The organism is Paenibacillus sp. NFR01 (genome assembly GCF_900111565.1).
In the GTDB taxonomy this organism is placed as follows: Bacteria; Bacillota; Bacilli; order Paenibacillales; family Paenibacillaceae; genus Paenibacillus_AQ.
The window spans coordinates 495,858-510,491 of record NZ_FOIK01000003.1 but is presented as its reverse complement, the minus strand read 5'-3'; the positions used below and the strand labels follow the sequence as shown (position 1 = coordinate 510,491).

Sequence of the window (14,634 nt, the reverse complement as noted above, 5' to 3'; positions counted from 1 at the left end):
CTGCTCAGTATCATCTCGAATGCCTTTAAGCTTTCTCCGCCGGTTGCAGCATCAGCTTCTCCGTCCGCTCGGTGTCGCGGAGCAGGATCGGCTTCAAATATCTGCCGGTGTAAGACTCGTCCACGGTGATCAGCTTCTCCGGCGTTCCGGTGGCCACCACGGTGCCGCCGCCGCTGCCGCCTTCCGGCCCCATGTCGACGATATAGTCGGCCGTCTTGATGACATCGAGATTATGCTCGATGACAAGCACCGATTCGCCCGAGTCGACAAGGCGGTGAAGCACTTCAAGCAGGCGGCCGATATCGTCGACATGCAGACCCGTGGTCGGCTCGTCGAGAATATACAGCGTCTTGCCGGTGCTTCTCCGGTACAGCTCGGAAGCCAGCTTCACGCGCTGCGCTTCCCCGCCGGACAATGTTGTGCCCGGCTGCCCGATGTTGATGTAGCCGAGGCCCACATCCAGCAGCGTCTGGAGCTTGCGGTGGATCTTTGGAATGTTCTTAAAGAATTCCGTCGCGTCCTCGACGGTCATCTCCAGCACGTCGGCGATGCTTTTGCCTTTGTATTTAACCTCCAGGGTCTCGCGGTTGTAGCGTTTGCCTTTGCAGACCTCGCACGGGACGTAGACATCCGGCAGGAAGTGCATCTCGATCTTGATAATGCCGTCGCCGCGGCAGGCCTCGCAGCGCCCGCCTTTGACGTTAAAGCTGAACCGGCCCTTCTGGAAGCCGCGCACCTTCGCTTCATTGGTCTTGGAGAACAGGTCGCGGATATCGTCGAACACGCCGGTATACGTCGCCGGATTGGAGCGTGGCGTCCGGCCGATCGGCGACTGGTCGATGTCGATGACCTTGTCCAGATTCTCCAGGCCGCGGATTTCTTTGTGCTGGCCGGGGCGGACTTTGGTCGCCTTGTTCAGATGGCGGGCCAGGCTCTTATAGAGAATCTCGTTGACGAGCGACGACTTGCCAGAGCCCGATACGCCTGTCACCGCGGTAAATACGCCGAGCGGAATTTTAACGTTCACGTTCTTCAGATTATTCTCTTTGGCGCCGCGGATTTCCAGCCAGCGTTCATCTGTCTGCCGGCGTTTGCCGGTCACGGGAATAAACTTGCGGCCGCTTAAATACTCGCCGGTCAGCGAGTTCGGGTCGCTCATGATTTCCTGCGGCGTTCCCTGCGCGATTACCTGGCCGCCGTGAATGCCGGCGCCCGGACCGATATCGATGATATAGTCGGAAGCCATCATCGTATCCTCGTCATGCTCGACGACGATCAGCGTATTGCCGAGATCGCGCATATGCGCGAGCGTCGCAATGAGCCGGTCGTTGTCGCGCTGGTGCAGACCGATGCTGGGCTCGTCCAGAATGTACAGCACGCCCATCAGGCTGGAGCCGATCTGCGTTGCCAGCCGGATCCGCTGGGCTTCGCCGCCGGACAGCGATCCGGCCGCCCGGCTGAGCGTCAGGTAATTCAGACCGACATTAACCAGAAACCCGAGCCGGCTGCTGATCTCCTTGAGCACGAGATTGGCGATGGACTGCTCTTTTTCGCTAAGGACCATATGGTCGAAGAAATGCTGGGCATCGCCAATGGACAGATCGGTCACGTCGGCGATATTCCGCTCGTTAACGGTCACAGCGAGGATTTCCCGCTTCAGCCGTTTGCCTTTGCAGCTGTTGCATGGCTTGGCGCTCATGAAACCTTCGATGAATTCCCGGATGCCTTCGGATGCAGTGTCTCGGTAACGGCGTTCCAGGTTCGGTATAATTCCCTCGAAGGAGACAAGCGCGTCCCGGCGCTGACCGAAGTCGTTTTCATATTTGAAGCGGATTTTCTCGTCGCCGGTTCCGTACAGCAGCTTGTTCATGTGATCGGCCGAAAGGCTGCTGACCGGAACATTCTGCGGAATCTTGAAATGTTCGCACACCGATTTCAGAAATTGCGGGTAATAGGTTGAAGTGCCGCCGGTCCAGGCCAGGAAGGCGCCGTCTTCAATGGACTTGTCCGGCTCCGGAATCAGCAGATCCGGGTCGACGACCATGTTCATGCCGAGGCCGTCGCAATCCGGGCAGGCACCGAACGGACTGTTGAACGAGAACATCCGCGGCGCCAGCTCTTCGATGCTGAAGCCGCAGATCGGGCAGGCGAAATTCGAGCTGAACAACAGCTCCTCCTGGCCGATGACATCCACGAGGATTTTGCCGCCGGACAGCTTGAGCGCCGTCTCCAGCGAGTCGGTGAGCCGGGTTTCGATGTCGTCCTTCACCACGATCCGGTCCACGACAACCTCGATGGTGTGCTTTTTATTCTTCTCCAGTTCGATCTCTTCGGTGACTTCCCGCAGCTCGCCGTCTACGCGTACCCGTACGAAACCTTGCTTGGCTATATCGCTGAACAGGCCTTTATGCTCGCCTTTACGGCCGGAGATGACCGGGGCGAGAATCTGCAGCCGGGTTTTCTCCGGAAACTGCATGATCCGGTCCACCATCTGTTCTACCGTCTGCGACGTAATTTCGATGCCGTGATCCGGGCAATGCGGATGGCCGATCCGCGCGAACAAAAGGCGCAGGTAGTCATAGATTTCGGTTACCGTTCCGACCGTAGAGCGCGGGTTCCGGCTTGTTGTCTTCTGGTCGATGGAAATCGCCGGGGACAAGCCGTCGATCGAATCGACATCCGGCTTCTCCATTTGCCCGAGGAACTGGCGCGCATACGCGGAGAGCGACTCCACATACCGGCGCTGCCCTTCGGCATAAATCGTATCGAACGCAAGCGACGATTTGCCTGAACCGCTCAGCCCCGTCAGCACGACAAAACGGTCGCGCGGAATCGTCACGTCGATATTTTTGAGATTATGGGCTCTCGCGCCTTTAATAACGATACTTTCATTCGCCAACGGTAAAACCTCCAATGACATGCATAATAAAATCCAAGCTTTTATTTAAAAGAAACCCCACAAAGTGGGGCATTGGCTTACTCGCTGTATCAGGCAGCACCGTTCCATTCCTTGCGCCAATTCTTCATTAGGCACGGACGGGGTTATTAGGCACAGCCGGCTAATCCGCCCGCAGCTCCAGCAAAGCATCGCGCAGCTCGGCGGCACGTTCGAATTGCAGGTTCTTGGCCGCATCCTTCATCTCGGCCTCCAGGCGCTGCATCAGGCTTTGCTTCTCCTTCTTGCTCATCTTGCCTTCTACGCCGGTCAGATATTCGGCTTTGGATTCCGCCACCTTCGTCGCCTCGATGATGTCGCGGACCTTCTTGTGGATCGTGGTCGGCGTTATGCCGTGCTTCTCGTTGTACTCGATCTGGATGGCACGGCGGCGCTGGGTTTCGCTCATCGCTTTCTCCATCGATTCGGTGATATGGTCGCCGTACATCAGCACCCGGCCTTCGGAGTTGCGCGCCGCACGGCCGATCGTCTGGATCAGCGAACGTTCGGAACGGAGGAAACCTTCCTTATCCGCGTCGAGAATCGCCACCAGGGATACCTCGGGCAGGTCAAGCCCTTCTCTTAACAAGTTAATACCCACGAGAACATGGAACGTACCGAGCCGCAGATCGCGCAGAATCGCCATCCGCTCCAGCGTCTTGATGTCGGAGTGCATATACCGCACCTTGATGCCGATCTCCTTGAAGTAATCGGTCAAATCTTCGGACATCTTCTTCGTCAAGGTCGTAACCAGCACCCGTTCATCGCGCTCCACCCGCTCGCGGATCTCGCTGATAAGATCGTCGATCTGCCCTTCGGTCGGCCGGACCTCGATGATTGGATCAAGCAGGCCGGTCGGCCGGATGATCTGCTGCACCATCGTGTCGCAGTGTTCCATCTCGTACGGTCCCGGCGTCGCGGAGACGTAGACGATCTGCTTCACCTTGTCTTCGAATTCCTCGAACTGCAGCGGCCGGTTGTCCAGCGCCGACGGCAGGCGGAAGCCATGCTCCACCAGTACGGTCTTGCGCGCACGGTCACCGTTGTACATGGCCCGGATTTGCGGAATCGTCACATGCGATTCGTCGATGACGATCAGCATATCGTCCGGAAAATAATCCATCAGCGTATACGGCGTAGCGCCCCGCTCGCGGAAGGTCAGCGGCCCGGAATAGTTCTCAATGCCCGAACAGAAGCCGACCTCCTTCATCATCTCGATATCATACCGCGTGCGCTGCTCCAGCCGCTGCGCTTCCAGAAGCTTGCCGGCATCCCGCAGTTCAGCCAGACGTTCTTCCAGCTCGCGTTCAATATTGACCAGCGCTACCCGCATCGTCTCCTCTTGGGTGACAAAGTGGGATGCCGGAAAAATTGCCACATGGTCGCGTTCCCCGATCAGTTCGCCGGTCAGCACGTCGATCTCCGTAATCCGCTCGATCTCGTCGCCGAACAGCTCGACGCGTATGGCATGTTCTCCCTGTGACGCCGGGAAAATCTCGACGACATCCCCCCGCACCCGGAACGTCCCCCGTACGAAGTTCATATCGTTGCGCTGGTACTGGATATCGACGAGCCTGCTCAAAATCTGGTTGCGCGGCTTCTCCATGCCTACCCGCAGCGAGAGCAGCAAACTGCCGTATTCCTGCGGCGACCCGAGGCCATAAATGCAGGATACGCTGGCGACGATAATGACGTCGCGCCGTTCAAACAGCGAGCTGGTCGCCGAGTGGCGCAGCTTGTCGATCTCTTCGTTGATGCTGGAGTCTTTTTCGATATAGGTGTCGGAGGAGGGGATATAAGCTTCCGGTTGGTAATAATCGTAGTAACTGACGAAGTAATCCACCGAATTATTCGGAAAAAACTCTTTGAATTCGCTGGCCAGCTGCGCGGCAAGCGTCTTGTTATGCGCAATCACAAGCGTCGGCCGGTTCACCTTGGAAATCATCTGCGCGATGGTAAACGTCTTGCCCGTGCCGGTTGCGCCCAGCAGCGTCTGATGTTTCTTGCCTTGACGGAGTCCGTCCACCAGCTCTTCAATGGCATGCGGCTGGTCGCCCTGGGGTGAATATTCGGACACCAGTTCAAAGGTCTTTGTGCTGACGACGATGTCGCTCATTTGCCCGTCTCCCCTCTATCGTCTAAAATATACTAATATATAATAATTGTAGACTGTTTGTGCTTGATCCATACGACCAGCAAATGCTGGAAGATAAGAATGCGTGTTCCCGTTTATTATACAGTGTTGCCTTAGGCGATGCAAACCCCTTTATGAAACTTATCGCGGCTTTTCATCTTTGTTGACAAGGAGCTTGCCCCCATGGATGTTACATCAATAATCGGCCTCATTGCCGGCTTGGCTGCCCTGATCGGCGCATTTTTCGCCGAAGGCGGCACCGCCCAGGGCCTGCTGCAGCCCAACGCCGCCCTGATCGTATTCGGCGGTACCTTAGCCGCCGTCTTGATCAGCTTTCCGGCGGCCCGCTTACGGACCATTCCCGCGGCGCTGCGGATGGCCTTCGGCAGATTTACCGGCCGCCGCGAAGAGAAAGCCGAAGAGATCATCGCCATGTCGGCGATATCCCGGCGCGGCGGCGTGCTTGGCCTGGAGCAGCGCGCGGAGCAGCATCCCGACTCCTTTACCCGCGACGGTCTGCTGCTGATCATCGACGGCAACGATCCCGGCCAGGTCCGGGAAATCCTGGAGCTGGAAATGGACGCCAAGGAGGCGAAATACGAAGGGTACGCCAAAATCTTCGAAGCCGCCGGCGGCTACGCCCCGACCATGGGCATTATCGGCACGGTGATGGGCCTCATCCGCGTGCTTGGCACCTTGACCGATCCGTCCCATTTGGGCTCTTCCATTGCCGTCGCGTTTACCGCGACGCTGTACGGCGTAGCCAGCGCCAACCTGATTTTTCTGCCCATCGCCTCCAAAATCAAAGCCCGCTGCCAAAGCGAAATCGGCGAAATGGAGATGGTGATGGTCGGCATTCTGTCGCTGCAAAACGGCGATCATCCGCTCCTGGTGCGCAAGAAAATGAGCGCCTTCCTGGGGAACGGCGAAGGCTACGCCGATGTTGAAGGGCCGCCGAACGCCGGAGGAAGACCATGAAACGGCGGGGACGGCAGAGCCGGCGGACGGAGGGACGGGAAAACCGCGACCGCTGGATGATTACCTATGCCGATTTGATCACGCTGCTGCTCATTTTCTTCGTCATTTTGTACGCCATGAGCAGTCTGGATACCGAGAAATACAAGCAGGTATCCGGCTCCCTCTCGCAGACCTTTGCGAACGGCAATCCGGTGCTGGAAGGCGGCAACGGCGTACTGGACGGCCAAAAAGGCGGCAGCCAAAACGGTCAGCCGGAGGGTGCGACGGCGGCGCCTTCGGCCGCGCCGAGCGCATCGCCCGGTACGGATACAGGAACGCCCACCGCCCGCGAGATCGCCTTCCGGGAGCAGGAAGCCAAACTCTCCGCCCTGATGGGCGTCATAACCAAATACGTCGAGGACAATAACCTCGGCGACCAGATTTTTGTCGCCGATAAGCCCCAGGGGATCGCCATTACGCTCAGCGACCGCTTTCTGTTTGACGTGGGCAAAGCGGAGCTTAAAAGCCCGGCGCTCCCCGCGCTCCGCCAGCTGTCCGGGCTGTTCCGCGGTATCGGTGCCACGGTCAGCATCGAGGGGCATACCGACAACACCCCGGTCTCGGCCGGCTCGCGCTACAGCGACAACTGGGAGCTGTCGGGCGCCCGGGCGCTGTCAGTACTGCGCTTTTTCCTCGACAACGAGCGGCTGGATCCCGATATGTTCCAGTATGCCGGCTACGCCGACACCAAACCCGCCGCCGACAATGCCACCGCCGCCGGACGGCAAAAAAACCGCCGCGTCGAGTTGATCGTCTTGCGGCAGCTGCAGGAAGAATAACAAAACTTCAGCATGGGATCGGCAATCCTTTCTTCCATCCCGAACACGCAAAAAGGCAGAGCTCCTCACACCGCATGTGCGAGAAACCCTGCCTTGTCTATTTTTTCGCCATTTATGACACTAGAATGACAACCAATGTTACTCTCCCAGATGCTTTCGGTATCCTTCCGCATCCAGAAGCCCCGAAACCGCATCCGCAAACTCGCCTTCGATCTCCACTTCGAAGATCCAACCGTCCCCGTAAGGCGCATCGTTGATCTTCTCCGGGCTGGATTCCAGCGTGTCGTTCACTTTCGTCACCTTGCCCGATACGGGCGAATATAATTCAGAAACCGTCTTGACGGATTCGATGCTGCCTACGCTGTCGCCGGCGGAAATAGCCGCTCCCACTTCCGGAAACTCCACGAATACGATATCGCCGAGCAGATTTTGCGCATGATCCGTGATGCCGACGCGTACGGTGCGCCCTTCGCCTTGCTGCGCCCATTCATGCTCTTCGCTGTACAGCAGATTGTCTAGCACTTCACTCATTCCCAGCCGCTCCTTTGGTTTTCGTCCGAATTAGTCAAAATCAGTTATAGACTACGGGAAGTCTCTGCGAAATGTCAAGATAACTGACAGGAAATTAATTTTTGTCATCTTTTTGACGTTTTTCGGTTGACAGCGTGCTCGCCTACCCGTTTTAATGGAGTAGACATTACAATACGGTTTGCGAATGATGGCCCAGGGAGAGACCGTTCCAAGAGGACGGCGCCGAAGGAGTAAGCCTGCGCATGCGGGTGAATCTCTCAGGCAAAAGGACCTGTGCCGGACGCATCTCTGGAGAGCATCGGCGCCGCACGCGCAGCGTCAGATCACCCACGGGGAAACCTGCCTGTTGATCGCGCAGGGTAACTCTCAGGTACAAAGGACAGAGCGAAACGCTAGATATGCATAGGCATATTTGCGTTTCGTCTGTCCTTTTTTGCATGGAATCCGAACTAGAGGAGTGACTTAACGAGGTGGAGACATTGAAAAGAACGCCGTTTTACGAGCTTTATTCCGCCTACGCGGACGCCAGATGCATCGACTTCGGCGGCTGGGAGCTGCCGGTGCAGTTTACGGGGATCGTCAAGGAGCATGATGCGGTCCGCAACCAGGCCGGCCTGTTCGACGTTTCGCATATGGGCGAGTTCATGGTGGCCGGCAGCGGCGCCGAGGCTTTCCTGCAGCGCATGACCACCAACGACGTGACGAAGCTTGAAGACGGCGGCGCGCAGTATTCCCTGCTGCTGTATCCGGACGGGGGCGTAGTCGACGACCTGCTCGTCTACCGGCTCGGCGAAGAGCGCTACATGCTGGTGGTCAACGCCTCGAACATTGATAAAGATTTCAACTGGCTGGAGGAACACCGGGCGGCGGAATTCAGCGGTGTCAGCCTCCGCGATATTTCAGGCGAAACCTTATTGCTTGCCCTCCAAGGGCCGCTGGCGGAAACCGTTTTGTCCAAGGTGACGGATGCCCCGATCGGCGAACTGAAGCCGTTCCGCTTTATCGAGAACGCGGAAGTATGCGGCGTGAAGCTGCTGCTCTCCCGCACCGGCTATACCGGCGAGGATGGCTTCGAGCTGTATGCGCCCCGGGAAGCGGCCGCCGCGCTGTGGAACGGGCTGCTGGAAGCCGGCGAGCCTTACGGGCTGACACCGGCCGGTCTTGGAGCGCGCGACACGCTGCGGTTCGAGGCGAAGCTGCCGCTGTACGGCCAGGAGCTGTCGGCCACGATTACGCCGCTCGAAGCGGGCGTGCAGTTCTTCGTCAAGCTGGACAAAGCCGATTTCATCGGCAAAGCCGCCCTGCTGAAGCAAAAAGAGCAAGGCATTCCCCGCCGGCTCGTCGGCCTGGAAATGATCGACCGCGGCATCCCGCGTTCGCATTACCCGGTCTTTGCGGACGGCGTCAAAATCGGCGAGGTCACGACCGGAACCCAATCCCCGACGCTGAAGCGCAACCTCGGACTCGCGCTGATTGACACGCCTTATACCGAAATCGGCACCGAAGTGTATGTGGAAATCCGCGGCAAGCTGCTCAAGGCATCTGTCGTGAAAGCCCCGTTTTACAAAAAAGGCCAAGGAGTGAAGCCCCAGTGAAACACCGCTATCTGCCGATGACCGAACAAGACCGCAAGGAAATGATGGCGACCGTAGGCATCCAATCCATTGATGAACTGTTCGCCGATATTCCGAAGGAGGTCCGCTATCAGGGAACGCTGCCAATGTCGGAAGCGCTGGACGAATACGCGCTGCTGCGCCACATGAAAGAGCTTGCTGACCGCAACGCCAACTTTGACACCCACGCAAGTTTTCTTGGCGCCGGGCTGTACGACCATCATATCCCCGTCGTCATTAACCATGTCATTTCCCGTTCGGAGTTCTATACCGCTTATACGCCTTACCAGCCGGAAATCAGCCAAGGCGAGCTGCAGGCGATTTTTGAATTCCAGTCTTATATTTGCGAGCTGACCGGCATGAAAGTGGCCAATGCCAGCATGTACGACGGCGCGACCGCTTTTGCGGAAGCGGCCGTGCTGGCCTCCGGCGCGACCAAACGCAAGAAGCTCGTCGTCTCCCGCGCCGTCCATCCGGAAGCGCGCCAGGTGCTGCGCACCTCGGCGGATGCCTGGGGCCTGGACGTCGTCGAGATCGACTATAAAGACGGCGTCACCGACCATGCCAAGCTGGCTGCGGCCATCGACGCCGACACCGCCGCCGTGCTGGTGCAGTCGCCGAACTTCTTCGGCGGCATTGAGGACCTTGGCGCCATCGCGGCGATGATTCACGAAGCGAAGGGCCTGCTCGTCGTCAGCGCCAACCCGCTGGCGCTCGGCGTGCTGGAGACGCCGGGCAAGCTCGGTGCCGACATCGTTGTCGGCGATGCGCAGCCGCTCGGCATCCCCGCCTCTTTCGGCGGCCCGACCTGCGGCTTCTTCGCCGTCGCCGAGCCGCTGATGCGCCGGATGCCGGGCCGCATCGTCGGCCAGACGGTCGACCGCAGCGGCAAGCGCGGCTTCGTGCTGACGCTGCAAGCCCGCGAGCAGCATATCCGCCGCGAGAAGGCGACGTCGAACATCTGCTCCAACCAGGCGCTGCTCGCCCTTTGCGCTTCCGTCTACCTGTCCGTTATGGGCAAGGAAGGCATGCGCGAGGTTGGCGAGCTGAACATCCGCAAGAGCCGCTACGCTGCGGAGAAGCTTGCTGCCGTTGCCGGCGCAGAGCTGGCGTTCAGTGCCCCGTACTTCAATGAATTCGTGCTGAAGCTGCCGGAAGGCAGCAGCGTTCAGGCGATCAATGCGAAGCTGCTGGATGCCGGTTATCTCGGCGGCTACGATCTGGGCCGCGACTATCCGGAACTGGCCGGACATATGCTCGTCGCCGTCACCGAAAAAAGAAGCAAAACCGAAATCGACCATTTTGCCAGCGCATTGGAGGGCTGCTTATGAAACCGGAACAATCCCTGATATTCGAACTGAGCCGCCCCGGCCGTGCGGCATACTCTCTTCCCGTCTGCGATGTGCCGCAGGAGGAAGCACTGGATACGCTGATTCCGGCGGGCCTGCTGCGCAGCGAGCCGGCCGTATTGCCGGAGGTCTCCGAGGTCGATGTCATCCGCCACTATACCGCCTTGTCCCGCCGCAATTTCGGGGTCGACAACGGCTTTTATCCGCTTGGCTCCTGCACGATGAAATACAACCCGAAGATCAACGAGGATGTCGCCCGCTTCCCCGGCCTGGCAAAGATTCACCCGTACCAGCCGGAAGAGAGCATTCAAGGCGCGCTCGAATTGATGTACACGCTGCAAAAAGACCTGGCCGCGCTGACCGGCATGGACGCCGTCTCCCTGCAGCCGGCCGCAGGCGCCCACGGCGAATGGACCGGCCTCATGATGATCCGCGCCTATCATGAAAGCCGCGGCGAGCGCCGCACGAAGGTTATCGTGCCGGACTCCTCGCATGGCACCAATCCGGCCAGCGCCTCCGCGGCCGGCCTCGAGACCGTCACCATCCCGTCGGATGCCAAAGGGATGGTCGACCTGGCCGCGCTGCGCGCCGCCGTCGGCAGCGACACCGCTGCGCTGATGCTGACCAACCCGAGCACGCTCGGCCTGTTCGAGACGCAGATCGTCGAGATCGCCGCCATCGTGCACGAAGCGGGCGGGCTGCTCTATTATGACGGCGCGAACTCCAACGCCATCATGGGCATTACCCGCCCGGGCGACATGGGCTTCGATGTGGTCCATCTCAATCTGCACAAGACGATGAGCACGCCGCACGGCGGCGGCGGCCCGGGCGCCGGTCCGGTCGGCGTCAAGGCGAAGCTGATCCCGTTCCTGCCGCAGCCGAGCGTCGTCCGGAACGAAGACGGCAGCTATGCGCTCGATGCCGGCGGCCCGCAGTCGATCGGCCGGGTCAAAGCCTTTTACGGCAACTTCGGTATTCTCGTCCGCGCCTATGCCTACATCCGTACCTACGGGCCGGAAGGATTGCGTGAGGTATCGGAGAACGCCGTGCTGAACGCCAATTACATGCTCGCACGCCTGGCTCCTTATTTCGAAGTTCCGTATCCGGGTATCTGCAAGCATGAATTCGTCCTATCCGGCAAAAACCTTAAGTCGTACGGCGTTCGCACGCTGGATGTCGCCAAACGGCTGCTCGATTTCGGCTACCATCCGCCGACTGTCTACTTCCCGCTGACCGTGGAGGAGTGCCTGATGATCGAGCCGACGGAAACCGAAAGCAAAGAAACGCTCGACGGCTTCATCGAGACGATGATCCGGATCGTCAAGGAAGCGGAAGAAACGCCGGAGATCGTAACCGGTGCGCCGCATACGACGGAGATCAGCCGCCTCGACGAAACGCTGGCCGCCCGCAAGCCGGTGCTGAACTGCTCCTGCGGCTAAAGTATAGAATGCATGAACAGCAAAAAGCTGCTGATCCAGGCCGTTTGAACAACGCGCGGATCAGCAGCTTTTTTATAATCTGAAGGGAAGCCTCAAGCTCACCCCCCCGTACCTCCGGTACTGAAACCAAAGGAGTACTCCTCATTCATCGGCTTTTTGTCGGCACCTTCAACCTTTCCCGTAATGACCACCTGAATCCCGTTGTCCGTTCCATAATCCGAAGCCGGGTCTTTAAACTCCAGCGTCAGGGTTCGGGTATCCAGCGTGTAGGCGTAATCGAACAGACTGGATATATTCGCATCGCCGTGCTTGCCGTCCAAACCGAGAATGTTTTCGGCATTCAGGGACGCCGGATTCATCGCTTTCGTAAACATGACCGAAATTGCCGAATGCGTATCTTCTACTTGGGCATTGTTGGCCGGAACCGTCGCGGAGATCCAACTGCCCGGCTTGTTGCCGGAGGCGGAAGAGTCTTTCGAGCAGGCGGCCAACAGGATGAAGAGAACCGCCACGGCCAGGGTATAGGAATAACTTCTGTTTGGTTTCATGCGACCTCTCCTGCTTTTTAAATTCCTGATCGACAGACCCGGCTTTTGCTCGTATCATCCTGCAGAAAATCATCTCATGGATGCCTCATATATTACCATTAATTGGTTCGATATTGAATTACTTTCTTGGGTGTTTTGTAAATAGAAGCGGAGCCTTCGCGCCGTGCCAGCATAGAAGTCTTTGGATATATAGACCAATTCTAGAAAGCGGAAATATGAGCTGCCTCCCCGTTCCCTTTGCACCCGGCTTCTTCATTTGTGCCGGCACATCCTTGTCCCGATCAGCAAGAAGTAAGACCAAACGGGACTCGCCAAATTTTTTTCCCACTCGCTATAAACCGCCAGTTTTCGACAGTTGCGAAATGCTATATTAGCAGCAACGTCTTTTTTTGGAGGTGTACCCCTTGAGTATTATTGAAGCCAGCGGCCTGACGAAATCGTTTATGCAGGCTGTGAAGGAGCCGGGCCTGAAGGGCGCGGTCAAACATCTTTTTGTTCCGAAGCACATTGAAAAAGTGGCCGTCAAACCGCTCGACCTGCGGATCGAAGCCGGGGAAATGGTCGCCTATGTCGGGCCGAACGGCGCCGGCAAGTCGACGACGATCAAAATGCTGACCGGCATTCTGATGCCAACCGCAGGCTCCATTCTTGTAAACGGTGTCAACCCGTACAAGAAACGGATGGAGAACGCGGCGCAGATCGGCGCCGTCTTTGGGCAGCGCACGCAGCTGTGGTGGGATATCGCGATTGCTGAATCGTTTTCGCTGCTGAAGGACATCTATCATATCCCCGATGCCGTATACAAACGGAATCTGGAATGCTTTATCGAGCTGCTCGGCATGGACGAATTTATGCATCTGTCCGCCCGCAAGCTCTCGCTCGGCCAGCGGATGCGTGCCGATCTGGCTGCAGCACTCTTACATAACCCGCCGATTCTGTATCTGGACGAACCGACGATCGGCCTTGACGTATCCGTAAAGCAAAAAATCCGCGAATTCATTAAACAGATCAACCAGGAGCGGCAGACCACCGTCATGCTGACCACCCACGACCTCGGCGATATCGAGGATCTGTGCCAGCGGCTCATCATCATCGATCATGGCTCCATCATTTACGACGGCAGCCTTAGCGAGGTCAAAGCCCGGTTTGCCCGCGACCGGATGATTTTCTTCCAGCTTGGCGCACCGATGCCGGAGATGCTGAAAGACCAGCTGCTGCTCATTCCCGGTCTCCGTCTGGCCCGGCAAAGTGAACTAGAATTCTCCGTCGCCTTCGACCGGAACGAATACACGGCCAGCGACATCGTGTCCCGCGTCATGAAGCTCGGTGAAGTCGTCGACTTCCGCATGGAGGATGCCAATATCGAGCAGGTCATCAAGGCCGTGTACGAAGGCAACCTCGACCTGGGGCAAAGCCGCGAGGAGCGGGAGGTGCTGAGCGTCCATGCCGTTCACTGAGCTTAGCAAATACCGCAGCATCGCCAGCCGTTCGCTGCAGAACGTACTGGCGTACCGTTTTTCCTATGTCATCAATTTTATGGCGAGCGTGATCAATCTGCTGGCGATCTATTTCCTGTGGGCGGGGATTTACCACGGCCGGGAATCGCTGGGCGGCTACACCTGGGATCAGATGAAAACGTATCTGTTCGTGACCTTTCTGGCCAACTCCGTGCTGTCCTGGTATTCCGAGACTTCGATTTCCTCCAAAATCCTCGACGGCAGCGTGGCGATGGATCTCCTGAAGCCGCTCGATTTTCAGACGGCGCGGTTCTCGGAGACGCTGGGCACCAGCCTGCTGGAAGGCGGAATGGGCGTCATCCTCGTTGGCGTATTCACCTGCTTCGTCTCCGGCATCGCATTTCCGCACTCCGGTTTAACCTATTTTCTTTTTGTCCTTAGCCTGCTGGCGGCGATTATGGTCAAATTCGGCATCGTCTATCTGGCGGCGCTGTGCTGCTTCTGGTCGACCGGCTCGCTGGGCATCGTCTGGGCGCGGATCGCGGTGACCAACCTGCTGTCCGGCGCGCTCGTGCCGCTGGTGTTTTTTCCGGGCTGGCTGGAGCGAATCGCGCTGCTGCTTCCTTTTCAAAGCATCATTTATACGCCGACCCGGATCTTCCTGGAGCAGGCCGGAACGCTGGAGAGCCTCAAGCTGATCGGGATTCAATGCTTCTGGGGCGCCGCACTGTGGCTGGCTGGTAAAGCGATGTGGAATTGGGCCGTGCGGCAGGTGACCATCCATGGGGGTTAAACACCCTTACAAAGTGGGGCGTCGCTTTACAGTGTAATC

At 58.1% G+C, this 14,634-nt stretch carries 11 protein-coding genes and 1 riboswitch; of the genes, 7 read left to right on the top strand and 4 right to left on the bottom strand.

Annotated features, from left to right (window positions below; translation table 11 throughout):
• Nucleotides 1-25: 25 nt before the first annotated feature.
• Both uvrA and uvrB read right to left on the bottom strand, forming a co-directional pair.
• A complete protein-coding gene (gene uvrA / locus BMW84_RS17095; protein ID WP_091070482.1) occupies nucleotides 26-2,899 on the bottom strand; it encodes an excinuclease ABC subunit UvrA in 2,874 nt (957 codons plus the stop codon).
• Between the two features lie 160 nt (nucleotides 2,900-3,059).
• Nucleotides 3,060-5,051 (bottom strand): excinuclease ABC subunit UvrB, encoded by a 1,992-nt coding sequence (gene uvrB, locus BMW84_RS17090; RefSeq protein ID WP_091070481.1) that lies wholly within the window; start codon nucleotides 5,049-5,051, stop codon nucleotides 3,060-3,062.
• Between the two features lie 201 nt (nucleotides 5,052-5,252).
• Between uvrB and BMW84_RS17085 the strand changes: the two genes are divergently transcribed.
• On the top strand, nucleotides 5,253-6,047 hold the full coding sequence (locus BMW84_RS17085; RefSeq protein ID WP_091070480.1) for a flagellar motor protein: 795 nt from the start codon (nucleotides 5,253-5,255) through the stop codon (nucleotides 6,045-6,047).
• Nucleotides 6,044-6,865, top strand: a complete 822-nt coding sequence (locus BMW84_RS17080) for a flagellar motor protein MotB (protein WP_091070478.1) — start codon at nucleotides 6,044-6,046, stop codon at nucleotides 6,863-6,865. Before BMW84_RS17085 ends, BMW84_RS17080 begins: the two co-directional genes overlap by 4 nt.
• 138 nt (nucleotides 6,866-7,003) lie before the next feature.
• Here the strand turns inward: BMW84_RS17080 and gcvH are convergent, their stop codons facing one another.
• On the bottom strand, nucleotides 7,004-7,396 hold the full coding sequence (gene gcvH / locus BMW84_RS17075; protein WP_091070477.1) for a glycine cleavage system protein GcvH: 393 nt from the start codon (nucleotides 7,394-7,396) through the stop codon (nucleotides 7,004-7,006).
• Between the two features lie 184 nt (nucleotides 7,397-7,580).
• Nucleotides 7,581-7,679, top strand: a riboswitch (glycine riboswitch).
• Between the two features lie 187 nt (nucleotides 7,680-7,866).
• Here gcvH and gcvT point away from each other — a divergent pair.
• The 3 genes from gcvT to gcvPB are packed head-to-tail and all read left to right on the top strand — an operon-like array spanning nucleotide 7,867 to nucleotide 11,797.
• Nucleotides 7,867-8,991 (top strand): glycine cleavage system aminomethyltransferase GcvT, encoded by a 1,125-nt coding sequence (gene gcvT, locus BMW84_RS17070; RefSeq protein ID WP_091070475.1) that lies wholly within the window; start codon nucleotides 7,867-7,869, stop codon nucleotides 8,989-8,991.
• Nucleotides 8,988-10,340 (top strand): aminomethyl-transferring glycine dehydrogenase subunit GcvPA, encoded by a 1,353-nt coding sequence (gene gcvPA / locus BMW84_RS17065; protein WP_091070474.1) that lies wholly within the window; start codon nucleotides 8,988-8,990, stop codon nucleotides 10,338-10,340. Before gcvT ends, gcvPA begins: the two co-directional genes overlap by 4 nt.
• Nucleotides 10,337-11,797: an aminomethyl-transferring glycine dehydrogenase subunit GcvPB gene (gene gcvPB / locus BMW84_RS17060; protein WP_091070472.1), complete on the top strand. Its 1,461-nt coding sequence runs from the start codon at nucleotides 10,337-10,339 to the stop codon at nucleotides 11,795-11,797. Before gcvPA ends, gcvPB begins: the two co-directional genes overlap by 4 nt.
• 98 nt (nucleotides 11,798-11,895) lie before the next feature.
• On the opposite strand, the gene BMW84_RS17055 is transcribed toward gcvPB, so the two are convergent.
• Nucleotides 11,896-12,345 carry an Ig-like domain-containing domain gene (locus BMW84_RS17055; protein ID WP_091070471.1) on the bottom strand — a complete coding sequence of 150 codons (450 nt, stop codon included), beginning with the start codon at nucleotides 12,343-12,345 and terminating at the stop codon, nucleotides 11,896-11,898.
• A gap of 404 nt (nucleotides 12,346-12,749) precedes the next feature.
• Between BMW84_RS17055 and BMW84_RS17050 the strand changes: the two genes are divergently transcribed.
• Both BMW84_RS17050 and BMW84_RS17045 read left to right on the top strand, forming a co-directional pair.
• Entirely contained in the window at nucleotides 12,750-13,802 is a 1,053-nt protein-coding gene (locus BMW84_RS17050) for an ABC transporter ATP-binding protein (RefSeq protein WP_091070469.1), read from the top strand.
• Entirely contained in the window at nucleotides 13,789-14,595 is an 807-nt protein-coding gene (locus BMW84_RS17045) for an ABC transporter permease (protein ID WP_091070468.1), read from the top strand. Before BMW84_RS17050 ends, BMW84_RS17045 begins: the two co-directional genes overlap by 14 nt.
• Nucleotides 14,596-14,634 lie beyond the last annotated feature (39 nt).